We start from the raw sequence: 24,946 nt of genomic DNA, 5'->3' as shown, positions 1-24,946 counted from the left end.
TTAACGTTATGTAATTTCATGTTTTGGCAATAAATTTGCTTTCAATCCAGTAATTAAGATATTTATGTAAAATCTCCTGATTCAATGTAGGAGATTTTAGATTCTCACCCAAGGCTTTTTTCACATTATTGGTTTGATAAATAGGCATATTTTCATAAACCTCCCAACGAGTCAGCGATTCATAGACTGGTTCTTTCAGCATAGGTAGTAATGGTAATAACGGATTACTATCCAAAGCACCGGATTTTTCTAAGGTGTTGACCCAGTCTTTATATTCAACTAATTTTAAGTTATAGCCGTATTTTAGAAGATATTCATGTAATGTAATTAAGCTAATTGAGTCATTGGGATCTAGAGGAACAAGGTTATAACTCTGGTTATAAACCATCTGTTTAGCGATATTTAATAGGCAATTACTTACATAATCCACTGCAATAAACTCTTTTTTCTGTTTTTCTAGCTTAGGAAAAGCGCCTATTTCAATACAGCCTTTTAAAAATCGTGCGACGAAGTCTTTTTCATTACCAATTCCTTTTTGACTGTCGCCCATAATAAAACCTGGACGATAGATATTAATTGGTAGACCCTCATCTTGAGCACGAATCATGATTTTTTCTGCTACCCATTGGCTTTGAGAATATCCTGTATCATATTTTAAACAATCAAGATGCTTATCTAATGGTTCATTTTCGCTTAAGCTACTTACATTATTAAAAAAACCAGTAGGTCCAAAGGCAGCAATACTTGAAGTGTAGTGCAAAGGTTTAACTCTTTTATTTACTGAAAATTCCAATACATTCAGTGTTCCCGTTACGTTTGCTGGCTTATGGATGGAATAAGGTTGTATATAATTTACATGTGCACCAAGGTGAAAAACACATGAAATTTTTTGACTGAGATTGGTATATTCATCATCATTGAGACCAAATTTACTTTGGTCTAAGTGCCCACAAACCACTTTAATTTTCTCTAAATCGGTTTCATTCCAAAGATTATATTTTTTTTGGTTGGTCACAATTTTTTCTAAACCATCTTGGGTGTTTCTAGCTCTCACTAAGCAATAAACTTCTTTAATTTTATCTTCTTTGCACAGATCATTTAAGAAAAATGCACCTAAAAATCCTGTTCCACCCGTTAGAAATATTTTACCTTCATCGTCTGATAACCAGTTAATAGGTATAAAATTTTTGTAAAAAGGAGGTAATTTGAGATTGCCGTCATTCCTTAGTGTTTCGATTGTATTATCTATAATAATGTTATCTGTTTTGTTTGCTTTAGATTCAATGAGTTGAGCCAATTGTTTTAAAGTCGGGTGTTCATATAATTCAATAATAGGGATTTTAACGTCAAAATATTTTTCAATATCCATAACTAATGTTGCAACCTGTAAGGAACTTCCACCTAGATCAAAGAAATTATCATCTTGATCGATTGCGGAATAATTAAGCAATCCTATCCACATCTCTCTTAGCTTTGTAACAAACTCATTATCATCATTTATATGAATATTTTTATTTGATTGTGACATTTCATGTAGCTTCTTTTTATCAGCTTTACCGTTCTGATTTAAGGCTATATATGGCACTAAAGCAATTCTAGGAATCATATAATCAGGCAGGACTTGAGTTATTTTATCCTTGAAGCGAGCTAAAGAGAATTCTTGCTTTGGTACAATATAGGCCATGATATATGGCTCATGTTGCATCTGAGTGGGCTTAATAATGTCCATCACTACGGATTCTACGAGATGACTGTGCAATATTTCTTGTTCAATCTCTTCAAGATTTATGCGGTGTCCTCTAATTTTGATTTGGTTATCTTTACGGCCATAACATTCGAGATAATTATTTGTATTAATTAATCCTAAATCTCCAGTTCGATAAATTCTTTTTTCCATACCATTAAAAGATATCGTAGAAAATTTTTCTAGATTCTCTACGTCATTATTCGCATAACACCTTGAAACACCATCACCAGAAACCACTATTTCCCCTATTTCACCTTTATCTAGTATCTTCATTTCATTATCTAAAATGAATACCTCTGTATTGTTAATAGGCATTCCGATATCTATTGTTTTATTATCATCTAAATATTCTAATGTAATATGCCTGGTGCTTGCATAAGTCGTGCATTCAGTAGGACCGTAACCATTCCTTAAATTTTTCACTTGAGAATGAATTAAGACCTGCTTCATTGCAAAAGCATTGGCTGGTTCCCCACCTACAATTATTGAATTAACACTTTTGAATGTATCTGGTTTGGATAAGGCAACTACATTAAAAAGTGCTGTGGTAATGGCCATGATCGTAATATTATTCTTCTGAATTTCTGCTTCAAATCCACTAAGGTTTAAAACCGTTTGTTTAGGTATAATTTGAAGAGTACAACCATTCAAAAGAGCACCATAAATTTCAAATAAGGATGCATCAAACGTCGGATTGCTAATATGTGAAACGATATCAGTTGGCTTAAATAGGCAAAATTCATCATTGAAGGCAAGGCGCATTATGCCTTTAGAAAGAATTTGCACTGCTTTTGGGGTTCCGGTTGTTCCAGATGTATGAAGAATATGGGTTCTATGGTCTAAAGTTAAATGAACAGCCTGTTCGAACCTAATATCGTCTTTATTATTTATATCCTCTATCGTTAAAGTTTGATGAATATTAAGTCTATTTCTTTCATTATCAGTCGTGATTAAAATATTAGTATTTAAATTATTTAATATGTTTTGAAGTCGTACTGTAGGCTGATTCACATCTAAGGGTACACAAGTACCACCACTATAAAGCACAGCTATTTGAGCAATAATACTTCCTATTGATGGTTCAATAAGGATACCTATAGGCTCTTCTTTCGATAGATTAAAGTGGCTGATTTGAAGGGCTAAATCTTTAGCTTTTTTGATTAGTTCACTATAAGTAATAGATTCCTTTTCCATCTTTATCGCAATCTTATCTTTATAGGAAATAGCTAAAGAATCTAAAATATTGGTTATATCACATTCTAAATATGAAATATTTTTGCCGTTTAAGTAGCTCAAGTTATAGTTCATTTTAAAATACCTATAGTTTTTACAAACCTACAATCTATATTATAAGTAATTGAACTTTATTTATTTTTTATATTTTTTTTACCAATTAATTAGTGTTTTTATATAAATATGTGATCTCTTACTAAGAAATAAGATGAAAAATATAGGCATAGTTTTTTGATTTTATAAATGTTAGGCTATTTATACGCCATTGACGTATACGACTTTATGCTATTTATCGAAACCAGTATTTTTACCAAGCAGATTAAAGATCTTGTCACTGATGAAGAATATCGTCAGCTACAGCAAGATCTACTGGTACAGCCTGATAAAGGTGATTTGATAAAGAATGGCGGTGGCATTCGTAAAGTACGATGTGCTCAAGGAAACAAAGGTAAAAGTGGCGGTATTCGGGTGATCTATTATTGGATGACTGAGGATGATCAGATCTTTTTCCTGATTGCTTATCCGAAGTCAGTGAAAGATACGCTCACAGATAAGGAAACCACTATTCTGCGTCAACTCGTGAAGGAGCAATTTAATGGATAATAATTTATTTGATGATCTAATCTCTTCTATCAAAGAAGCGGGTGCTATCAAACGTAAAGAGATCCAAGCAAGTCGAACAACGGAACTTGAACTCCCGGATATTAAAGAAGTGCGTGAAAAGACCGGTTTAAGCCAAGTTGAATTTGCAGCACGTTTGCATATCAGCCCAAGAACGCTACAGAACTGGGAACAAGGTCGTCGCTACCCAACTGGACCAGCAGCAACGCTTATTCGTATTCTAGATGCACATCCAAGTGTGATTTAAAGCAAAATACAGATAATAAAAAAGCCCAACATCCTGTTGGGCTTTTTTACATATTTAGTGCGTTGGCATAACTCCTGTCATACCGGCATTTTCCGTTGCTATCATTTCTTATTGTTGTCTGGAGCATCCTGCTCTCTATGTCCCCATCATAAAAAATCATCCCAGACCGGTATAGAGGCAAAGGACGTTTTAAGCTGTACGCCAGGGCTTACATTGCTTAAAATTTATCCCCATTTTTTGTGGATTATTTCGGTTGTGTGACAGTTGATAAAGTTCAAAAAACCGCAAAATTGATTAGTTTTTAACCAAAATGATTGGCAGAAGATATCAAAGTTGCTCAAAAAAGAGCCGACTTGTGTCGAAGTCGGTTTTTTGAGGTATTTTGAGATTATGTAAAATATCTAAGTAATTGTTTTTATATTATTTTTAAGATTAGAGTTCGCATAAGCTCCATTATGTTAAATGGACATATTGAATACGTGAAATTTACTTCATTCTATTGCCATCTTGATCAATAATTATTTCGCCATCCTCTTTGCTAAATGCATTGAGTTGAGGGGCAGATAATAGATCCAGTACTAACTCAGAAGGTCTACATAATTTAATACCAAGATCAGTTACTACAAATGGGCGGTTAATTAGAATTGGATATTCAAGCATAAAACCGATTAACTGGTCCTCAGTCCAATGTTCTTGAGCTAATTCCAGTTTCTCGTAAGGTTCCACATTTTTACGAATGGCTTCACGAACTGAAAGCCCAGATTTCTCAATTAAAGTAATTAACTCTTCTTTACTAGGTGGTGTTTTCAAATATTCAATTACTTCAGGTTCTTGCCCTGTATTTCGAATAAGTTCGAGGGTGTTTCTTGAGGTTCCACAGGCAGGGTTATGATAAATCTTAATCTTTTGTGACATGACTTTTCTCAGTGCAAAACAATATTGCATTTATATATGGATATGCGTATATTCGCAATAGTAAATATAGTGAGTTATAAGAAAATGAATCAAACCGATTTCTTTAAGTGTCTTGCTGACCCGACTCGTTTGGATATTTTGAAGTTAGTAATGGCCAAACAAAGTGTTTGTGTGTGTGAACTGACAGAACAGCTACAACTCAGCCAACCTAAGATTTCTCGCCATTTGGCCTTACTTCGAAATCTTTCCATTCTGCTTGATCAAAGACAAGGGCAATGGGTGTATTACCGTTTAAACCCAAATCTTCCTGAATGGGCAAATGATGTTTTAAACATTATCTCAAATCAAAATGACGACATCATGAATAACCCTCTTGTTCATTCTTCAATTTCAGTGCATTGCGAGTAATACTGATGAAATTTTTATTCTTATGTACGGGTAACAGTTGCCGTAGCATTCTTTCAGAAGTGTTATTCAATAGCCGTGCGCCTGAGGGTTGGAAAGCTTACAGTGCTGGCAGTAGGCCTTCAGGTCAGGTTCATCCATTCACCATTAAGACTTTACACAATTTAGGCTTATCTACTGACGGTTTATCAAGTAAGACCATTGATGACTGTGAACAGTATCAACCTGATGTGGTGATTACCGTGTGTGATCAAGCCGCTCAAGAAGCTTGTCCACTTTACTTAGGGGGAGCGATTAAGGCGCATTGGGGCTTATCTGACCCATCTCATTTAGACCTTCCTGAAGAAGAAAAGCTGAAAGCTTTTTTAGTGACAGTTGATCACATTAATAAACGCCTAGATGCTTTATTTGCACTAGATATAAACAAATTTTCTCGTTCTGAGCTTATTGCAGAAATCAATAAAATTTCAAATATTGAGTAAAATTATGTCTACTTCAAGGCTTTCATTTTTAGATCGTAATTTAACGCTCTGGATTTTCATTGCGATGGCATTAGGTGTGGGAATTGGGGTGTTCTTTCCTCAAGCATCTGTTGCTTTAGACCAGATGAGTATGGATTCAGTCAATATCCCGATTGCGATTGGCTTGATTTTGATGATGTATCCACCACTGGCCAAAGTGGACTATGCGACCTTGCCACAAGTATTTAAAGATAAACGAACGCTTACCTTATCTTTGGTTCAAAACTGGCTGATTGCACCGTGTTTAATGTTTGCTTTAGCCATCATTTTTTTACAGTCCTATCCTGAATATATGACCGGTGTGATCCTGATTGGATTGGCTCGTTGTATTGCAATGGTTTTGGTGTGGAATGGCTTGGCATGTGGTGATAATCAGTATGTTGCAGGATTAGTGGCATTTAACAGTATTTTCCAAATCTTGTTTTTTAGTACCTATGCTTGGCTATTTCTCACCTTCTTACCGCCATATTTTGGTGTGGAAGCGCAAATCATTAATGTCAGTTTCTGGACGATTACCCATGCAGTTCTGGTTTATTTGGGTATCCCGTTCTTACTGGGTTTTTTAACTCGCTTTATTCTTGTGAAACAAAAGGGGTTGCTTTGGTATCAAACCAAATTTATTCCTAAAATTGGTCCGCTGAGCCTCGTTGCCCTGTTATTTACCATCGTGGCTATGTTTAGCCTGAAAGGTGGTGAAGTAGTCAGTTTGCCACTCGATGTACTCAGAATTGCAATTCCTCTAACGATTTACTTTGTCCTGATGTTTTTCATTAGTTTCTTTATGAGTAAGTGGATGGGGAATGATTATCCAAAAACTGCGGCTATTTCTTTTACTGCGGCAGGTAACAATTTTGAATTAGCGCTCGCTGTTGCTATTGCGACGTTTGGTTTGGCATCACCGATTGCTTTTACAACGGTCATTGGGCCACTGGTTGAAGTTCCTGTACTGATTGCTTTGGTGAGTGTGTCACTGTGGCTTAGAAAAAAAGTTTTTAAAGAGATATAACGCTATGAGTCTCCCAAATATAGATTTAAATCTTCTTGAACAACCGACTTTAGACAAAGTTCAAGCCAAAGAGCTGGATCATTCACCCCGTATTTTACTGCTTTACGGTTCAAATCGAGAAGTGTCCTATAGCCGACTAGCTGTTCAAGAAGCAGGGCGAATATTGGAACACTTTGGGGCTGAGGTAAAAATCTTTCATCCAAAGGGATTGCCTCTGCCGGAAGATGCAAATACTGAACATCCAAAGGTAAAAGAGCTGCATGAACTTTTGGCTTGGTCAGAAGGGATGGTGTGGTGTTCACCTGAACGACATGGTTCGATGAGTTCTATTTTAAAAGCTCAAATTGATTGGATTCCACTGGCAGCAGGTGCAATTCGTGCTACTCAAGGTAAAACCCTTGCTGTCATGCAAGTCTGTGGTGGATCTCAATCATTTAATGCGGTTAATCAGCTACGGATTCTAGGTCGTTGGATGAGGATGATTACAATTCCGAATCAATCATCCATTCCAAAAGCTTTTTTAGAATTTGATGAAAATGGGCGTATGAAGCCATCTTCTTACTACATAAGAATTGTGGATGTGATGGAAGAGCTATATAAATTTACGCTTTTAACCAGGGGACAATCAGCATATTTAACTGATCGTTATTCTGAGCGTATTGAAAGTGCTGAAGAGCTGTCGAAACGTATAAATCAAAAGAGTATTTAGTTTTTCTATAATTAACATAATATACATTATACGAATGCAAAAATGGGAGCTATAAGCTCCCATTTTTAGTCTTTAATGCGCTTTTTAGCTTCGTCATAAACTATGCTATCAGCTCGTTTCCCGACTGTGATGAGCAAGATAACTACCTGATCATCTTTAACTTGATAGACAAGTCTGACACCAGCTTTTAATAATTTAATTTTATAGCAACCCGCAAGATCGCCTCTAAGCATATTCTTTGGAATATGTGGCTGCTCTATGACTTTGGCTAGCTTCTTCTTAAATTGATCTCGTATAGCAACAGGGAGTTTTTCCCATTCTGCTGTAAAGTCTTTGTGACGTAAAAGCTTATAAGTCATCTAATGTGACTTCCTCAAACATCTCTTTAGGGTCATTAATGCGCTTACGGACAAGAGCTAATAATTCTTCATCTTCTTCTGAAAGCAAAGCTTTCTTGACAGGTAGTTTCCCAGTCGTAGCAACATACTCAAGAATACTAGTAAAGAAATCTGTAGGTGCAATACCTTGTTCTTTAAGGATGGAATAGGATTTTTCTTTAAGGGCTTCATCGACCCTGAAGTTAACAGTAGCCATCATATCTCCCAGTTATTTAATGTACTAAGAGTACTGTAATGCAAATTGCATTACAAGTCGACTTCGTATAACAACCATTATGTTAAATGGGCATAAATCAATTCTAAAATTATCTATGATAATTCTTAGCTTTTACTTCAGTACTGCGTTTAGGGTGGATAGAAAAGGGGCTAGCTGCTATGATTGCCCCCGAAATCCTCCAAAATAGATATCTTTCTTAATATGACACTTACGCCACCATAAGTTTATTTACCTCTTAAATCAGTAAATAACTCATCACTGTCTAGTGATGTGGTGTAGTAGCTTGTGTGTCGTATATATCACATCACTAGCCTTTCTTAAAATTTAAAAAAATAGGCTATTTCATGTTATCCACTATTCGAGAACAATGGTTCTCTAATATTCGCGGGGATGTCCTTGCGGGTATTGTTGTCGCTTTGGCTCTAATTCCTGAAGCAATTGCCTTCTCTATTATTGCAGGTGTCGATCCTAAAGTCGGGTTATACGCTTCATTCTGTATTGCCGTGGTGATTGCTTTCGTAGGTGGTCGCCCTGGTATGATTTCTGCGGCAACCGGTGCCATGGCGTTATTAATGGTAACACTGGTTAAAGAGCATGGTCTGCAATACTTATTAGCAGCCACAATTTTGACAGGATTTATTCAAATCTTAGCCGGCTATCTAAAATTAGGTGCCTTGATGCGGTTTGTATCCAAGTCAGTTGTGATTGGCTTTGTGAATGCCCTGGCTATTCTGATTTTTATGGCTCAATTACCTGAACTCACTAATGTGACATGGCATGTCTATGCGATGACAATTGGTGGTTTAGCCATTATTTATCTATTCCCTTATATTCCAGTGATAGGGAAGCTTTTACCCTCTCCTCTCATCTGTATTGTCTTACTTACGCTCTTTGCCTTATTCATTGGTTTAGATGTAAGAACCGTCGGAGATATGGGGCAATTACCGGATACGCTTCCAATTTTCTTGCTTCCTGATATTCCTTTAAATCTTGAAACCTTAACGATTATTTTGCCTTATTCACTGGGATTAGCAGCCGTAGGTTTGCTTGAATCTATGATGACAGCAACGATTGTCGATGATTTAACAGATACCAATAGTGATAAAAACCGTGAGTGTAAAGGACAAGGCGTTGCCAATATTGCTTCAGGTTTCTTAGGCGGAATGGCAGGCTGTGCCATGATTGGTCAATCGATTATTAATGTGAAATCTGGTGGGCGTACCCGTTTATCTACATTTAGTGCCGGGGTCTTCCTGTTGATTATGGTGGTGTTTATCAGTGACTGGCTTAAAGTCATTCCAATGGCTGCACTGGTTGCTGTCATGATTATGGTATCAATTGGAACATTTAACTGGGATTCTCTGCGCAATATCCGGCAATATCCTCTCTCTAGCAATATCGTGATGATCGTTACAGTCGTCGTAGTTGTTGCCACACATAACCTGGCTTATGGTGTATTAGTCGGTGTTCTTCTTTCTGCATTATTTTTTGCCAATAAAATTGAACGCTATATGGCGATTCAATCTGTATTTGATGAATCAGAAAGCACACGTACTTATACGGTAACAGGTCAAGTGTTCTTCAGTTCAGCAGATAAATTTACTTCTGCATTTGATTTCAAAGAGGCACTTTCAAAAGTGGTAATTGATGTCAGTCAGGCACACTTCTGGGATGTTTCTGCGGTTGCTGCCGTAGATAAAGTGGTCATTAAGTTTAGACGTGAAGGAACAGAAGTCGAACTTATTGGAATGAATGAAGCTAGTAAAACATTAGTCGATAAGTTTGGTATCCATGATAAGCCAGATGCTTTAGATCGCTTAAATAGCCACTAAGAGGGATTAGTTATGTCAAAAATTATTGCATGTATTGATGGATCATTAGTAACAAATACTGTGTGTGATTATGCAGCTTGGTTTAGCGATAAACTTAATTCACCTATTAAACTATTGCATGTCATTGATAAGCCAAAAGCAAAAGCACCGCAAGATTTAAGTGGTGCAATTGGTCTAGGAAGTCGAGAAACCTTGCTCAAAGAATTGGTTGAACTCGAAGAACGTAAGGGAAAAATCGAGCTAGAGCATGGCCAGATTTTTCTTCGGGAAGCAAAGAACTATTTATTGGAGAAGTTCTCTATTGATGCTCAAAGTTTTCAACGCCATGGCAGTCTTTTAGAAACAATTATGGGAATGGAAGAAGACATTCGAGTTCTTGTTATGGGTAAGCATGGGACTGAAACCGAGCATGATTCCAGTAAAGTTGGAACCCATATTGAAAATGTTGTTCGTGCCCTTCATAAACCCGTATTAATAACATCTGCGCCCTTTAGTCCACCTAAGTCTTTTTTAATTGCTTTTGATGGAAGTCAGACTGCACGTATTTGTGTAGACAAAATTGCCAATAGCCCTTTATTAAAAAACCTGACAGCTCATGTGGTATATGTTGGTAAGCCAAATAGTGATATAGCATCTCAAGTCACTTGGGCAAAAGAGTTGCTTGCAAATAATGGTTTTGATGTCATTGATAGCGTGCTTGAAGGGGATGTTGAGAAATCAATATTAGATTACCAAGAGAAAAACGCTATTGATATGATGGTGATTGGTGCATACGGTCATTCAAAAATACGTCAGTTTTTTATTGGTAGTACGACGACCAAATTGTTATCAAGCTCTACAAAACCAGTATTATTATTAAGATAATTTTTAAAAGATAAAAGGATAGTTTTTAACTATCCCTTTTTTAGATTTTCTAAAATTAACATAATACACCTTATGCGAAATGCCCAGATTCAGGGCATTTTTTGTATGCTCTTAACATAAAATCTCTTATGTGAAGCCTAAAAATCATGATTCTCAGCCTCATTTCGCGTAATGCCCATTATCTTAATTGATCATTGAACGACAAAATGTGACGTTATGAACTGTATTGGAGTTTTTTTAAACTGATATCTTTTTGTTTTTATTATAAATTATTTATAAATATAGTTACTTTAGAAAATTAATGATGAATAAATATGAATCTCTACTAGCTCTCATAACTGATTTAGAAAAGTTAAAGATAGACCAATCGCTCTCTATTACAGAGATTGAGGAGCAGTTTATTCACGCAATGCAAAATCATATGGTTTTTAATTATCAAGAAATTTTATCTATATACAATGATATAGATGAAAATACTGTTACCACGTTTGATGAAAATACTATTTTAGCATTCTTAACTTCAACCATTCGTGTAGAACGTTTTATGGAGGGAACACTTCCCCATAGTTTGCGTTCTGGTTTAGTTTTAAGAGCACTGGAAAAGTTAGATACATTCGCAAATATTGATCATAGAGTAATGTTAAATAACATATTACAAATTAAAAACTTAGATAACGTAAAAATTCGATTAAACCTCATGTTTGGTGGGAATTGGAATCCGATAGAAGTGTTCAAAGATGGCAATATGGATGAACTTCTTAAAGGCCACTATTGGAACTATAATTCCAAAAAGTCTTATAAAGATGGTCAAACAACTATAGGGTTGATCAGAATAAAACCAAATGAAGACTTATGGCTATTAGTTCATATAGGAAAGATTACTAAGGATCTAAACAAGTTCAATGATGTGGGTTATGAATTTGAAGTATTGGAACAATACCGCAAATATTTTGGACGAGTTATTGTTAAATATAAAAACACATCACAGACTTTAATTCGTAATGCTCATACGATTATTAACGATTGTGAAATCCATCAAATCCTTCCTGATATCTTTGATAATGATCTTTTCCCAGGATATGAAAATGTTAATATTTCATGGAAAGAGTTAACACGCGTAATTGATAAAGAATCGTGGAAAACAGCGTTACAAAACCAAAAAGCTGTGTATTTAATCACTGATATTTCCAATGGTAAAAAGTATGTGGGTTCCGCATATGCGGAAAATATGTTGCTAAACAGATGGCAAAACTATATTAAAAGTAGACATGGTGGCAATGTTCAATTAAAGCTACTTTCAAAGGAACACATTGAAAACAACTTTAGATATTCAATACTAGATATTTTTAAATCAACTACAGATGATAACGTTATATTAAGTAGAGAAAGTTGGTGGAAAGATACGTTACTAACACGAAAATTTGGCTATAACTCTAACTAATAAGTTTAAATTTTTCTGAAATTAACATAATACACGTTATACGAAATTCTCTTTTTTATTCATTATAAATCATATCTTTATCTTGCATTAAAAAGCCCAACTGTGCTAAGTAGGGCTTTTTAAATGATTCTTCACGTTACACGATTACTTAGTTAAGCAATGTTCCATAAGTTTGTGTAGTAAAAACTTAAAACTATAAATAAGTTATGTAACTTAAATAAGTTATGTAACTTATTTGGTGTGATCTAATACGACTTTTTGAAGTTCTTCAGCAGAGAGATTCTGTAATTGACTAATAGCCGCTTTCAAAATGATAGAACGGTTCGCTTTAGCAACCCTACAATTTACCAAAAGAGTATCTATTTGCTGGTTCACATCTTCAGTCAAAGAGAAAGTATATCTTTTATAATTTTGCTGTGAGGGTTCTATCTTCTTGACACGTTTAGTTGCACCTTGGATAAAGTTTTCGATGGTTTCATCGTTTGAGACTTGCTCAGATTTTTTTAAGCCTTTAAGCGCCATTAAAGATCTCCTAAAAACTCTTTAGCAATTTGTTCAATTTCTTGTTTGGCTTTTTCATCAGATGACATTTCAAAAACCGATAATCCATTTTCATCAGCATCATCGTAGATATTTCTATTACATGTGAAATTATTCAATGAAGTCAAATCAAAAGATTCACATGCCTCTTTAGCATCTAAAATTCTTTGAGATTGGCTTGGTAAAGTTGGACATTGAGTAATGACTGCCCGAGTATAAAGTTCTGGGTTCACAGCCTTGGCTAACCGGATCAGTTTTTCAACATGAACTAACGTTTTTAAATCGCGTCTTTTAGGTCTAAATGGCAATAACATGTGAGAAGCAATTGTCATTGCTGAGCGTAGTGCTTCAGAATCTTGGCCGCCTGCATCAATAATGATGTCTTGATAACGTTTAGAAAGGTCTAATAATATTTGGCGAATATTACCTGCCGCTTGAACAGAAGGAATACTTTCGACTTTACTGTTTTCATCACGCTCTTTAATCCAATCAGTTGTAGTACCTTGTGGATCTGCATCGAGTAATAAAATATCTCTATTATTAGCTTGCAAATAAACAGCTAAATTTTGGGCTAGGCAACTTTTACCAGACCCTCCTTTTTCACCACCAACGAGAATAATCATAGTTTTTATTTAACTTACGTAACTTATCTAATTTTAATTATAGAAAGTTTTTCAGACAGATCAAGGGTTTAATCAAATTAAAGTTATGTAACTTATTTAACTTGAGTAAGTTAATGAAAAAAGCTTTTTCGGTCAATGTTTTATATTGATATAATTTCTGAAAAAAAACCAAAAAAAATGTCTCAGCTATTGTATAGCTGAGACATTTCTTGATAGTATGGAGGTACGCAGTTATTTGATGTTGACGCATCATCTAACGAAGATCAGTAGAGTACCACCTCTTACTGATTTCACCGAAAGGCTTGTACCTAATAGATATTATGACTTTTTTTAATATTTTTGCAAGCCGTTAATCGAGAGTCCTTCGTTATTTAGTACTTTGTCGCCATCAAATAAGCAACAAATTATTGTGGTTGAGTAATTCAATCCAATTTTGTTCGATTTCGTTTGTTCTGCGTAACTATGGAAGTTTGTAAGTGCGTGTTTATCACGGCTTCTGTAGAACGATTCATGTATGCAGGAGGATAAGTGACGGCAGGTACATGAATTATAAGACGATAATGTGTAGTAATACACTAGTCACCCTCAAATCTGATGTATTGCACTATTGAGGGAACGCAGGGAATACGTTGGTCGATTGTTTAAGTGGTATGTTGGGTAACTCCCTCGCCGAGATAGCAAGCCAATGGGGGAGAAAGGCGTGTGCAGGGTGGAGATCAGCTCCATAAATACTCCCCTGCGAGACAATAATGACGCATCTTGTCTTGTACCGATTGAAGGCGATAGCGGCTCCATACCGTGATGTTTTTAAAAGGTGATATTCAATACCTTCGCTAATTTTAAATTAGCGAAGGTAGGGTGAATATTACCGAAATCTGCTCTAGCTCACCACCCGTGAGGAACGAACGGTGGAGAGCTAGAGCAGATGAGATCATTTCTTTTGTATCGCTCGTAGACAAGCTAAAGGAGATTTGATATGAGCAAAGATAGAAAAGATGAAGATTTGGTTTATCTCTCGATGAGCATTTTAGATAAACCTCCAAGAAGTTATAAACTTGATAAGGATGGATTCTTTAAAGAAGATCAAGAGCAAGTACACACTTGGGAAGAGTTCTTTAGACTTTATAGTGATCCCAAAGGTTTAGAAGATTTTATGGCAGATCGTGAACAAGACGTGCCGAAAGATGAATTTTAGTCGCACAGTTTGCGTCAGTTTCAATTTTTAATTTTGTGGTTTAGTGTTTATATGCAGATCAAGAAAAGTCGCTTAGAACGCAAATGGCGAGCATTTATGAAGGATCAGGAACTACCACAAAATTGTGATAGTTCCCAAAAACTAATGATAAAACTGAATAAATCAGTTTAGAAATGAACATATTTATTTAAAAATCAAACTCATTTGGGCTAGATAGTCCTCGTCATGCTGAGGATTGCATCAACAAACCTTGTTGAAAGGTGTGCCATTAAAAATGGCGATTTGATGTTTTTAAAAAGCGAAAAACATCAATCGCTTGAATCCCGAATTTTTGTATTTTGATTAAAGGCTGACTTTGACCGAGTTGCCAAAAATGCTAAATAAAAAAATCCATTCATCGGTCTAGTACAGTTTCAGTTGCACTAGTGGACTGAGATCTTTTACGAAGATCTGAAACGCTAATTTTTTTACAGAATTTTGAAAACTGCCACTGATACGGGATGACCGTGTTTAAGCTGAACTTAAACTCTTGGTTTTTATAAAAAACCTAAATTTGACCTAGAATTTTGCTTTCAAGTACCACCCTGAATCCCACAGCCGACCAAAGCTTTGGGAGAAGTTAAACGACCTGTTTAACCGCAACAAAATTCTAACTTTTCGATTTCTATCTCACTATTTCCGTTCGCACTTTCATCCACAGGCTTGCACGTTTTTTTCGTACTCGACTGATTAGCAGATAATCCTTCGGCGGATTATCACTTACTCGCACGATCTCTCACAGGTTAAAGTCTTTTGTATCTACTTGGGCAAATGAAGCCTTCACAGATTTTTATTGTGACTAAAGTTCTTCTTTTGGCTTTTCAACCTTAGAACGCCTAAACGGAGGCTAACCCGTTTAACTTAAACTCCTGTGCTTCCCACTTTAGTTTTATGAATCACTGTATCTGAATAAACAGAAACAGGGCTTACTAGACCTTCAACATTACACCGTGCAACATTTGGTTTGCCATCCTTGACTTCATGGAGCGTTGTTCCGCAACTCCACTTAAATCACACGGTTTTCGTTGGTCAGATCAATCACTTTTTAAAAGTTTTCATAAGCATCCCTCCAACCCCTGTCATTTCTAGCGTATTTTTGACGCTAAAAGAGGTGGTTCGGTTGAGCTATTTGGCGATCAGTGTTACCACTGACCGAGAGGGAATCTGTCAAATGAGACAGACCCACAAGCCTTTCGACTTTTTTCTTCCCCCGTGCAATTTCCCACTTAGCGGTTGATGCACGTCCTCCCCGATTGGGTACGCAAGATAAGGCTTCTAAACCTCCCAACAGTGAATAATCACTAACAGGTTAACCCAGCGTATGGTGTTTGCGTCTCGACTTCATGTCTCGACTTCCATTTCATAAAACGGCTTATTGCAATTCAGGTCTTTAGACTCAGAATGGCTCTAAGTTTTTCAGTGTCGCCCGAAGGCGACTCAGCCGAGTGTTTTTATATGGGCTGAGGGCAATTTGATTTAACTGAAAGGATAAAAGGAGAACTGACATGCAAACCATTCCTACTCAAAGAGTAGCAGTGAGGTTTTGCATTGAGGTTCTCACAGTCTCCGTCGCAACCCTACCAACTAGCTTTCACCAGTATAGAGCTACACGAAAATATAGGCTTTCGCCAACTCTTACAGCCACGTAAGAGCCAAGATGCACTAAGGATGGTCAGTCCTTAGCTATTTCGAAAAGAAAAAACAGTTAAGGATGGTCAGTCCTTAACTTTGAGGTCAAGGACCGCCGACTGCCCTAGAGCGTCGAAAAGTCTTTTTTCAGCGTCACACTGAAAATGTCGTTCTGAATCGTTTATACCATTGTGAAGTCAGATGGTGAATAAGAGCAGGGCAACGAGCCGAGTTAATCTTAGGAACAACTTAACTACGTCCCGTTGCCCCTTAGCCACCTTTCAGGTGGCAGTTTTTCTTCGAAAAACTTTTAAAAGCCTTGCTACGCAAGCCTTGTATTAAAAAGCAAAACAGATTTGTGAAGAGATGTTAATACATTAAAAAAAGTAAGACCCTAAATTTTTATTTTTACTACATTCGCCCTACTACATCTCGGCTTTTATTTATAGATTTTGGGGAATACATGATTTTTTATACGACAAGTGATGAAATCACAATGTCTGCTTTACACCGAACGGTGTATCTAGCTAAAGCCACGTTCTATCAAAAATTTTTCATTGATGTTGATAAAGCACAGAACACTTTGGCTTGGTTGATCAGCAAATTTAGCATCAGTAAAACAGGAGACTCACGCTCTAAAGCTAGAGATAAAAAGGGCTTGTGCAATGCACATTTGGTGATTCAGCTTAATCAGCAACTTTTACGGCAAGGTAAGTGCCAAGTTTTTGTTATGGTCACTTTACCGAGTGCCTTGAGGGAGAAACAATCAGTCATCACAAAGATGATCGAAGACCTTGATTTAACAGAAGTTGAAATGGCTAAGATGACCGCCGAGCAACGGTTTCAGCGTGTGATTAGCTATCAAAAGAAAATCATAAAAAAAAGCTTTAAGGAAAAGGATGGCAGACCATGTCAGGATACTTTTCACTGTCTTTTACACCGTGATTCACGGCTACAGCTTTTCAGTCAGGACATGCCCAAAGTGGTACTTCGCCTTTCTGATCGGAGTAAAAAACGTTTAGCTGAATATAAGTCGATGCAAGAAAAAAAGGGTGAGGTAAAGCAAATTAAACCTGCTTCATGGACTTGGCATCTTACACCGCAGTATAAAGCGCATATTCTAAAGCTGTGCAGAGCAGGGATTCAGTCCAAACTTACACAAAAGAAGCATCTTAAAAAACAGCAATTTGAAGCAAAAAACAAAGTCAGCCCGACTAAAGATCAGGTTAAAACTTGGTTGAATGATGATGAGCTAAAAAAAGCGATTGAAGCAGGTGTTTTTGCTTTGTCGAATGTACCTGCTTTTCGTGGCACAGCTCAAGATATAGGTGAAATCTGTTATGAGCTTGAAAAGAAGTACAACCGTAGGGCAGTACGTCAGAATGCAGTCAAAGGGAGAAGACAAGTTCAAAAGAAACGTACATTTCCAATCTATCAAGCCTTTGATTTAGAACAGATTAAAAAAGAAGCATTTTATAGTACGAGAGTCGATTTTAATATCCATTCTTTTGCGGAACTTCACACAAGAATTTCAGGATTTACTCAAATTATTCTCTCTTTTAAAGCTGAAAATCATATTGATGCTAGCCTAAGCCAGATCGAAGATGAAAAAGCATTAGAAAAGTATATTTATGCAGATCTATTGCGAAGAAACCAAGCAAAAAATAGAAATCTAGCAGACCCTAAATCGAACGCAGAGATCAAAGAATCTACTGAAATAGAAGTGAAAGCTGTCATGAAAAAGATAAAATATAACAAATAAATATGGTGATTTTATGGTTAAAAAACAGTTAGCTTTTTTTCTTGTCGTCCTCTGCTGTGTTGGCTTTCTGAACTGCATGTCGAAAGAGCCATCACAAGCCGATCAAGATAGCACTACAAGAGCAGAACAGAGAGAGTTTGAATTTATGCAAAGACAAGCCGAATATGTGAAAGAGCATGGTTATAGCAAGCATTACAACATGCAGAATGGGCGGGTCTATGAGTGAAAATTTAACAGATAAAGTCATCGGTTTCATGACTGTCGGTGGTCACAAAGTCGATGCAGAAAATAAGCTGTTGTTAGAGCAACTTGATGCAGGAACACTTACACATGAAGAAGCTATCAAGTGTATCGAGGAAGCGACTAGAAAACTGCCGATGAAGATCGTACGGACACAAGCTGATATTGATGATTTTTATGATGACGTTTGACCTATTAATCACTTAGCCCTTGAAATCTATTTCAGTTCTAAAAACAAGAAACCACCTAAAAAGGTGGTTTCTTGTACTGCATGAAAGATTTAGTTTGAAGCACTTTCACTTAAACAGATTAACTTGATAAGTTGAATATTAATGTAAAAGCAAAATATTGTCAAATTTATTATTAAATATCATATAGATATATAAAACATTGACCAAAAAAAGTAAGACAATTTTTATAGGAAGATATTTTTATTTTTAGAAAGAGAAAAGCGGTAATGTTTTCCTATTTTTTACAATATTCACTTAAATTTTTCAGCTTTAGTAGTAAAAAAAGGAAATTATGGAAATGTTAAGTGGGGGTTCTAACAACTGAATTTCTTATAGGAGATTTTATGTTAAATAAAAGGGAACATAACAGTTCCCTTCTACTAAATTACTAACCTTAGTTTAGAACGTCTTAACTCTATCATTTCATCCGTTAATTCTTTAGGAATGCCAAAAGTAAGACCATTAAAATCCTCAAATGAAAGCTTCAATTCTTCTGCTATATCAATTGGTCGCAGGCCTTCATCTTTTAAAAGATTCATTACTTTAAATAGTAATAGTGAGCGTTCATGAGCTATTGGTTCTGGCTCTATGGTACGTCCCAATTCTGAAAGTTTTTTATAAATAGTAATTGCGTTCCAGTCAGTAATTAAATTTAACTGGTGATATCTGTAAGTTAAAGCAGCTGCAGAAACTTTCCAATACTTTTTCTTGGCAATGATCGTCTTTAAATTTAGGGTAGAGATGGGGTCAGCTAAAATACTTTTTTTCGGCATTAAAAATGCAGAAGCAAAAGCATTCGCTTCTTGCTCCATTTGACGTCCTTCAATGACTCCATGTCTATGCATTACTAAATGACCTAGCTCATGCGCAGCATCGAAACGGCATCTTTCTGAACTTTTTGCAACATTCAGGAAAATAAATGGTCGATCATTTATCCATTGACAACAGGCATCAACTTCTTGAGCTTCATCTGATAATGAGAAAATTCTTATACCTTTCGACTCTAGTAAGGAAATCATATTGGAAATAGGTTTTTCTCCTAGGCCCCATTCCTTTCTGACTACTTCAGCGCACATTTGAGCGTAAGTCAAAAGTAAATCACTATCTTCCTCAACTAGTTTAATACTAGAGGACGTTGTAGAACTGTTTCTTAGTTCGTGAAGATCTGGAATAACCGGCATTGGAAGTTCAAACTTACTATCTAACCATTGATTAATTAATTCAGCGATAACAGTTTGACTTAAAGCAATGTCTCTTTTCCGAGAAGATATTTTAGAAAGAGCTCGAAAGCTTACAGTTTCAGTATTTGGTAAATTTAGATCAGTTGTTTCTAAAAAAAACTCTTTAGGGAATTTAAGAACTTCAGATATTTTTTCCAAATGCTTCATATCAATGTCTAATTGGCTGTACCAATTGGATATTGTGCGGTCTGTAACATCTAAACTATGAGCCAAATCTTTCTTGGTAAGACCTCTCCGTTTTCGAGCGAGTTCGAACCGACTCATATTAACCATCATTAACCTCTTTTCTTTAAAGCTACTTCAAAATTGAATTCTTCAACTACTTCATTTTGAATAGATTGTATAGGCAGTACGCTATCTTCTATTTCTTGATCTAGATCAATAGAAATTTCAGACAAAATAATTCGTTCATAGTATTGCTCAATATATCTACCATTAGCCGTCATCTTAGAGGGACATGCTATTTCACTTCGAATGACATTTGTTTTGAAATCTATAAAGTACATTAAGACCCAACAATAAAAGCTAGGTTTATTACTTTGGGAGAATAGATCATCTTGTAGTTGAGCATGTGCTATTTTAGCAAACATACTTCCTCTAGGATTACGGTTTCTTCCTTGCTTTGGCTTTAAATCCTTTTGATTAGTGGTAAAACCACCAATTCGCCCAACCCATGAATTGCCAGCCATAACAGTTATCGCCACATTTTTTGCTTGGTTTAGAGCCCAATTAGATCCTAATTGCTCATAAGCTATATAACCATGAGGAGCTAATTCTTCTCTGAGAAAACATATTCCTTCATTGTACTGTTTAGTCCCACCATAAGTTCTTGGATGATTATTTGTAGTTTCTGTTCTACATAAATAAGCATTTTTGATTATTTGTAATAGTAGATCTTCTTCACACCCGAAGAGTTCTTTTAGTCGAGAGTTAGTTTTAATCTTGTTAAGAGATGGCATTGTTTTAATTGTCCTAAAGTACGAAATTAGATTAATAATACCTAAATTTAGGTAAAAAAAATAGAAATTACCTTTATATTTTTTCTTTTTTATATGCATTTTTTTAGGTTATCACCTTTTAACACAGAAGAATAAAATTTGTAAACGAAAAAAAGCCCACTAACGAAGAAGTGAGCTTTTAAAATTCTAAAGTCTTTACTTAAAAAGAGAAAAGCCACCTAAAAGGTGGCTTTTCCAAAAAACTGTACACTATGTTTATATCTTTCAGAGAGACAGGGAACGCATAGCGTGTATATGAGTATATACTAATATATATTCATGCAAATCACAACTATTTAAAGATCCAGTAGAAAAATGAGCCAATTTATTTCATCTGCACGTTTAGATTCCTATAGAACTGTTCTGAAGCTTAGTAGTGATCAAGAAGTAATAAGAGCTTATTATTGGAACATAGCAATTTCTTCTGCTATCTACCCCATCATACACACCTTAGAAATTACTTTAAGAAATGCTTTGGATTGTGCTGTTCAGAACTATCATCAGCCTGTACCAACATCAGGTAAACCAAGTTATATGGGTAATCCTTATTGGTTTAAATTAATGGTTACCGATCTTCAAGATTCGAAAATCTCGAGAATGAAACCAGCCCAGAAAGGAAAATGGGTTGATAGTGCAGGTCAAAGAAAAAAATCAAGTTCATCTGAACTTCATATTGAGACTGCAATTAGAGAAGTAATAAAAGGAAAACCCCACTATAAGGCTCACGATATACTGAGTAAAGTTCCCTTTGGTTTTTGGACAACCCTGTTGAGTAAAGATTATGAGGAAATTACCAACAAGCATTTAATTTGGCCAAATTTATTTAGGAATGTATTCCCTAATGCACCTTATGGATATAAGCGTAGCGATATAGATAAACATTTTAATTTAATAAGAGAGTTTAGAAATAGATTTGCTCATCACGAACCTATTTGGAAATTTTTTAATAGGAAGCCTAGTGATAATACAATTGACTATACGAGTCCAGTTTTCGGATTGAATGCTAGCTTAAGCTTATTAAATAAGCAGTATGATGATATGTTGGAAGTCATCAGATGGATGTCTTTAGATACATATAATTCATTTTTATTATCGAAAATGCATGTGGAATTTAAAAAAATGTGCAGCCTTGATGGTTTCTATGCATTTGTAAATAAAGACAAGGTATCTAACATACAGACTAAATCTAGAGCTAAGAGAGAACTCTTTCAAATGATAGATAATTTCCAAAATGATAGGGTTATCTATATCAAGACTAAGAATAAAAAAGGTGTAATACTCGGAATCAATGAACCAGAACTATCTTAGGATAGTTGAATTTCACTCACCAAATTTCATGTAAGATGTAGATTCTGCTATATAACTTTGAATTTTATCATTTCGAGGTGTAAGCCACGTGCATGCAACAGATGTAAATTTTTCTATAAAGCTAAGATTATCTACATTAATTCTAGCCATCTTTAAGATAGTAGTGATCTCGAGTAAATCTTTATTAGTAAATTTAACATCTAGTTGATGTGCAATCTTATTTCTTAAAGTATTTATTCGAATGATCCCAGGTTTTACAAAAGTTACAGCTTTATTATCAGGGATTAATTTCATTTTATTAAAGAAGCTCAGTTTTGCTTCACTCAAATTATCTAAATACGAAATCAAGTTTGATCTATGAGAAATTCTAAAACTTTCAGAGTTTCATCTTTTCCTAAATCAAACTCATCTCCCATATCCATAGCAATTAACGTAAGCGTCCGCTGAACCCCACTTTTCTTATTTGCTCAATATCCCGATAGTGTCCATTATTTATTAAATGGACATTATGTTTATGGCCTTAGACACTTTTATAGACACTGAACAAACGACAGAAAGAACCCGCAGAATCTTCGCAGCTGAGTTTAAACAGTACCTGGTCGAGCTTTGCCAGCAGCCAGATACGTCAGTAGCTAAGGTTGCAATGCAACATCAGATCAATGCCAATCTGCTGCATAAATGGATTCGCCAGTCCAGATCAATGCCCCCTGCATTAAAAAGCCCATCCAGTCCACAGACCGACTTTCTTCCCATCATTCTTCACCCGACTCCAGTCAGACAAGAAGCACCTCCGCCACCTGTGCCAGAGAAGAATGCTGTCGCTCATATCAGGATTCCATTGCATAAGGAACAAGGTTCCGCACGGGATCAGATGATCGAGATCGACTGGCCGGTGGAATCGGCAAAGGAATTACTGCCTTTAATTCAGGGCTTGATCAAATGATCCGTATCGATGAAATCTGGCTTGCTACCCAGCCGATGGATATGCGTGCAGGTATGGATACTGCCATGGCTCAGGTGCTGAGAGCATTTGGCTATATCAAACCACACTGCGCCTACCTGTTCTGTAATAAACGTGGCCATCGCATGAAAGTACTGGTGCATGATGGACTGGGCATCTGGCTGTGTGCCCGGCGGTTGGAACAGGGCAAATTTCACTGGGCTCAGGTTCACCAGGGTGAAACCGTGGCGATCAGCCCGGAACAGTTACAGGCGTTAATTCAGGGTCTGCCCTGGCAGAGAATCGGCTTACAGCAGGTGGTGAATATGCTCTAAACCAAGCTCATCCATTCTGCTATTCTCCAAACGTTTTATTTACACATATTCATGATCTCAGCCATACTGCGGTCATGAATACGCTGCCTGATTTAAGCCAACTGACCCATGAACAACTGCTGGAATTTACCCGGCAGTTGGCGCTGCAGCATCAACAACTCGCAGAAGATAAACAACAATTAGATGCCAAAGTTCAACATCTTGAAGTCACGAATCAACATCTTTCCATTCTTAATCAAAAATACGAGCATGAGCTTGCGCTATTTAAACAGCATAAATTCGGCAGTAAAAACGAACATCTAAGCGCAAAACAAATCCATCTATGGGACGAAGCGGTCGAAGAAGATATTGCTGCGGTTGATCTGGAACTGGAACGGCTGAATGCAGATAAAACCAATGCAGCTGCGCAGAAAGCCCCAGTCAACAAACCTAAACGTCGACCACTGCCAGATCACCTGCCAACCCTCCGTATTGAGCATGAACCTGCATCAACCCAATGTGCTTGTGGCTGCACCTTGCGTCGTATTGGCGAAGATATCAGTGAAAAACTGAATTTCAGACCGGCACAGTTCTATAAGGAACAGCATGTGCGTGGCAAATGGGTGTGTGATCAATGTGACACACTGACCCAACAAGCAATGCCGGCCTATGTGATTGAGAAAGGAATCGCTGCACCTGAACTGCTTAGCCATGTACTGGTGTCTAAATATGCCGATCATTTACCACTGTACCGTCAACGTCAAATCTTTCTACGCGCAGGTGTTGATCTGTCCAGATCAACCTTATCTGACTGGATAGGTCGCTGTGGTGTAGAGTTAGAAGGCCTAACCGATGCATTAAGGAAGGTGATCCTACAGCAAGCGGTGATTCATGCAGATGAAACACCTGTCACCATCATGCGGATGGATGATAAAGATAAAAAACCGAAGAAAGGTTATGTCTGGGCTTATGCAACAACTCAATATAATCCAATTCAAGCCGTGATTTATGACTTTCAGGATAGCCGTTCAGGTCAGCATGCTGAAGAGTTCCTGAAAGGCTGGCAGGGTCATCTGGTCTGTGATGATTACAGTGGCTACAAAGCACGCTTTAGATCAGGTCAGGTCATTGAGGTGGGCTGCATGGCGCATGCACGTCGTAAATTCCATGAGTTGCATGTGACTGGAAAAAGTCCGATTGCAGAACAGGCTTTGTTCTTGATTCAGAAGCTCTATGCGATAGAGGCTGAAATAAGAAAAAATACCGACGGTACAGCAGAACAACGCTATAAGTACCGGCAACAGTATAGTCAAGCTGTTATGCAGCAACTGTATGAATGGCTGACACAACATCAACTTGCAGTACCCTTAAGCTCTGCAACTGCTAAAGCCATCAATTACAGCCTAAAACGTTGGGAAGCCTTAAGCCGTTATCTGGATGATGGCAATCTACCTATTTGCAATAATTGGGCAGAGAATCAAATGCGGCCTTGGGCTTTGGGGCGTAAGAACTGGTTATTTGCAGGTTCGCTGCGCAGTGGTCAGCGAGCGGCAAATATCATGACTTTAATCCAGTCAGCAAAACTGAATGGGCTGGATCCGTATGCCTATTTAAGTGATGTGCTGAAAAGGTTGCCGACACATAAAGTGACTCAAATAGAAGAATTACTGCCACACCGCTGGAAACCTGAACCCCGTTAAAACATAGCAATGGGGTTCAGCGGATGTTTAC

25 protein-coding genes and 1 pseudogene are annotated in these 24,946 nt (G+C 36.7%); 18 read left to right on the top strand and 8 right to left on the bottom strand.

From position 1 onward, the window contains the following. Nucleotides 1-16 precede the first annotated feature (16 nt). On the bottom strand, nucleotides 17-3,055 hold the full coding sequence (locus AC5YD2_RS13810; RefSeq protein WP_496126888.1) for a thioester reductase domain-containing protein: 3,039 nt from the start codon (nucleotides 3,053-3,055) through the stop codon (nucleotides 17-19). A 207-nt stretch (nucleotides 3,056-3,262) separates the two neighbouring features. Between AC5YD2_RS13810 and AC5YD2_RS13805 the strand changes: the two genes are divergently transcribed. Next, the gene (locus tag AC5YD2_RS13805) at nucleotides 3,263-3,583 is read left to right on the top strand and encodes a type II toxin-antitoxin system RelE/ParE family toxin (RefSeq protein WP_496126897.1); all 321 of its coding nucleotides are present in this window, start codon (nucleotides 3,263-3,265) and stop codon (nucleotides 3,581-3,583) included. Next, nucleotides 3,576-3,848: a NadS family protein gene (gene nadS / locus AC5YD2_RS13800; protein WP_496126887.1), complete on the top strand. Its 273-nt coding sequence runs from the start codon at nucleotides 3,576-3,578 to the stop codon at nucleotides 3,846-3,848. Before AC5YD2_RS13805 ends, nadS begins: the two co-directional genes overlap by 8 nt. Before the next feature lie 486 nt (nucleotides 3,849-4,334). On the opposite strand, the gene arsC is transcribed toward nadS, so the two are convergent. Further along, the gene (arsC, locus tag AC5YD2_RS13795; protein ID WP_496126886.1) at nucleotides 4,335-4,763 is read right to left on the bottom strand and encodes an arsenate reductase (glutaredoxin); all 429 of its coding nucleotides are present in this window, start codon (nucleotides 4,761-4,763) and stop codon (nucleotides 4,335-4,337) included. Between the two features lie 84 nt (nucleotides 4,764-4,847). On the opposite strand from arsC, the gene AC5YD2_RS13790 reads away from it, so the two are divergent. From AC5YD2_RS13790 to arsH, 4 genes are read left to right on the top strand one after another with little or no spacing between them, the layout of a single operon-like run. Continuing rightward, nucleotides 4,848-5,171, top strand: a complete 324-nt coding sequence (locus AC5YD2_RS13790; protein WP_496126885.1) for an ArsR/SmtB family transcription factor — start codon at nucleotides 4,848-4,850, stop codon at nucleotides 5,169-5,171. 5 nt (nucleotides 5,172-5,176) lie between these two features. Next, a complete protein-coding gene (locus AC5YD2_RS13785) occupies nucleotides 5,177-5,650 on the top strand; it encodes an arsenate reductase ArsC (protein WP_496126884.1) in 474 nt (157 codons plus the stop codon). A gap of 4 nt (nucleotides 5,651-5,654) precedes the next feature. Further along, nucleotides 5,655-6,695 (top strand): ACR3 family arsenite efflux transporter, encoded by a 1,041-nt coding sequence (arsB, locus tag AC5YD2_RS13780; RefSeq protein WP_496126883.1) that lies wholly within the window; start codon nucleotides 5,655-5,657, stop codon nucleotides 6,693-6,695. A gap of 4 nt (nucleotides 6,696-6,699) precedes the next feature. Continuing rightward, nucleotides 6,700-7,404: an arsenical resistance protein ArsH gene (gene arsH, locus AC5YD2_RS13775; RefSeq protein ID WP_496126881.1), complete on the top strand. Its 705-nt coding sequence runs from the start codon at nucleotides 6,700-6,702 to the stop codon at nucleotides 7,402-7,404. Between the two features lie 65 nt (nucleotides 7,405-7,469). On the opposite strand, the gene AC5YD2_RS13770 is transcribed toward arsH, so the two are convergent. After that, entirely contained in the window at nucleotides 7,470-7,763 is a 294-nt protein-coding gene (locus tag AC5YD2_RS13770; protein WP_000221358.1) for a type II toxin-antitoxin system RelE family toxin, read from the bottom strand. Next, a complete protein-coding gene (locus AC5YD2_RS13765; RefSeq protein WP_000246756.1) occupies nucleotides 7,753-7,998 on the bottom strand; it encodes a type II toxin-antitoxin system RelB/DinJ family antitoxin in 246 nt (81 codons plus the stop codon). Before AC5YD2_RS13765 ends, AC5YD2_RS13770 begins: the two co-directional genes overlap by 11 nt. A 365-nt stretch (nucleotides 7,999-8,363) precedes the next feature. On the opposite strand from AC5YD2_RS13765, the gene AC5YD2_RS13760 reads away from it, so the two are divergent. The 4 genes and pseudogenes from AC5YD2_RS13760 (at nucleotide 8,364) to AC5YD2_RS13745 (ending at nucleotide 12,156) form a co-directional block, all read left to right on the top strand. Continuing rightward, the gene (locus tag AC5YD2_RS13760) at nucleotides 8,364-9,851 is read left to right on the top strand and encodes a SulP family inorganic anion transporter (protein WP_004786522.1); all 1,488 of its coding nucleotides are present in this window, start codon (nucleotides 8,364-8,366) and stop codon (nucleotides 9,849-9,851) included. A 12-nt stretch (nucleotides 9,852-9,863) separates the two neighbouring features. Continuing rightward, nucleotides 9,864-10,715, top strand: a complete 852-nt coding sequence (locus tag AC5YD2_RS13755; protein WP_496126880.1) for a universal stress protein — start codon at nucleotides 9,864-9,866, stop codon at nucleotides 10,713-10,715. 301 nt (nucleotides 10,716-11,016) lie between these two features. Further along, nucleotides 11,017-11,319, top strand: a pseudogene (locus AC5YD2_RS13750) (DUF6508 domain-containing protein); the annotation flags it as partial. Nucleotides 11,320-11,352: 33 nt separating this feature from the next. Next, on the top strand, nucleotides 11,353-12,156 hold the full coding sequence (locus AC5YD2_RS13745; RefSeq protein ID WP_496126896.1) for a GIY-YIG nuclease family protein: 804 nt from the start codon (nucleotides 11,353-11,355) through the stop codon (nucleotides 12,154-12,156). 231 nt (nucleotides 12,157-12,387) lie between these two features. On the opposite strand, the gene AC5YD2_RS13740 is transcribed toward AC5YD2_RS13745, so the two are convergent. Both AC5YD2_RS13740 and AC5YD2_RS13735 read right to left on the bottom strand, forming a co-directional pair. Continuing rightward, complete coding sequence (locus AC5YD2_RS13740) at nucleotides 12,388-12,678, bottom strand: hypothetical protein (RefSeq protein ID WP_180080477.1); 291 nt, start codon at nucleotides 12,676-12,678, stop codon at nucleotides 12,388-12,390. Beyond that, nucleotides 12,678-13,319: an AAA family ATPase gene (locus AC5YD2_RS13735; protein ID WP_496126879.1), complete on the bottom strand. Its 642-nt coding sequence runs from the start codon at nucleotides 13,317-13,319 to the stop codon at nucleotides 12,678-12,680. Before AC5YD2_RS13735 ends, AC5YD2_RS13740 begins: the two co-directional genes overlap by 1 nt. 976 nt (nucleotides 13,320-14,295) lie before the next feature. Between AC5YD2_RS13735 and AC5YD2_RS13730 the strand changes: the two genes are divergently transcribed. The 4 genes from AC5YD2_RS13730 (at nucleotide 14,296) to AC5YD2_RS13715 (ending at nucleotide 18,375) form a co-directional block, all read left to right on the top strand. Continuing rightward, nucleotides 14,296-14,514, top strand: a complete 219-nt coding sequence (locus AC5YD2_RS13730; RefSeq protein ID WP_496126878.1) for a hypothetical protein — start codon at nucleotides 14,296-14,298, stop codon at nucleotides 14,512-14,514. A 2,164-nt stretch (nucleotides 14,515-16,678) separates the two neighbouring features. Then, nucleotides 16,679-17,944, top strand: a complete 1,266-nt coding sequence (locus tag AC5YD2_RS13725) for a hypothetical protein (protein ID WP_496126877.1) — start codon at nucleotides 16,679-16,681, stop codon at nucleotides 17,942-17,944. Between the two features lie 76 nt (nucleotides 17,945-18,020). Then, nucleotides 18,021-18,170, top strand: a complete 150-nt coding sequence (locus AC5YD2_RS13720) for a hypothetical protein (protein ID WP_496126876.1) — start codon at nucleotides 18,021-18,023, stop codon at nucleotides 18,168-18,170. After that, entirely contained in the window at nucleotides 18,151-18,375 is a 225-nt protein-coding gene (locus AC5YD2_RS13715) for a hypothetical protein (protein ID WP_496126875.1), read from the top strand. The genes AC5YD2_RS13720 and AC5YD2_RS13715 overlap by 20 nt, the downstream gene beginning before the upstream one ends. A 419-nt stretch (nucleotides 18,376-18,794) precedes the next feature. On the opposite strand, the gene AC5YD2_RS13710 is transcribed toward AC5YD2_RS13715, so the two are convergent. After that, nucleotides 18,795-19,919, bottom strand: a complete 1,125-nt coding sequence (locus tag AC5YD2_RS13710; RefSeq protein WP_496126874.1) for a helix-turn-helix domain-containing protein — start codon at nucleotides 19,917-19,919, stop codon at nucleotides 18,795-18,797. Nucleotides 19,920-19,930: 11 nt separating this feature from the next. Beyond that, entirely contained in the window at nucleotides 19,931-20,614 is a 684-nt protein-coding gene (locus AC5YD2_RS13705; protein ID WP_496126873.1) for a hypothetical protein, read from the bottom strand. Nucleotides 20,615-20,968: 354 nt separating this feature from the next. Here AC5YD2_RS13705 and AC5YD2_RS13700 point away from each other — a divergent pair, with 354 nt between their 5' ends. From AC5YD2_RS13700 to tnpC, 4 genes are all read left to right on the top strand, one after another. Beyond that, entirely contained in the window at nucleotides 20,969-21,961 is a 993-nt protein-coding gene (locus AC5YD2_RS13700) for an Abi family protein (RefSeq protein ID WP_496126872.1), read from the top strand. Between the two features lie 514 nt (nucleotides 21,962-22,475). Then, nucleotides 22,476-22,904, top strand: coding sequence for a transposase (locus AC5YD2_RS13695; protein ID WP_496125720.1), 429 nt, complete (start codon nucleotides 22,476-22,478; stop codon nucleotides 22,902-22,904). After that, a complete protein-coding gene (tnpB, locus tag AC5YD2_RS13690) occupies nucleotides 22,901-23,236 on the top strand; it encodes an IS66 family insertion sequence element accessory protein TnpB (protein WP_496125721.1) in 336 nt (111 codons plus the stop codon). The genes AC5YD2_RS13695 and tnpB overlap by 4 nt, the downstream gene beginning before the upstream one ends. 74 nt (nucleotides 23,237-23,310) lie before the next feature. Further along, entirely contained in the window at nucleotides 23,311-24,915 is a 1,605-nt protein-coding gene (tnpC, locus tag AC5YD2_RS13685; protein ID WP_496125722.1) for an IS66 family transposase, read from the top strand. Nucleotides 24,916-24,946 lie beyond the last annotated feature (31 nt).

The sequence above is a fragment of the Acinetobacter sp. CY73 genome (assembly GCF_059515865.1).
Note: the sequence above shows the minus strand (reverse complement) of the source record. Positions and strands in the feature narration are given on the sequence as shown.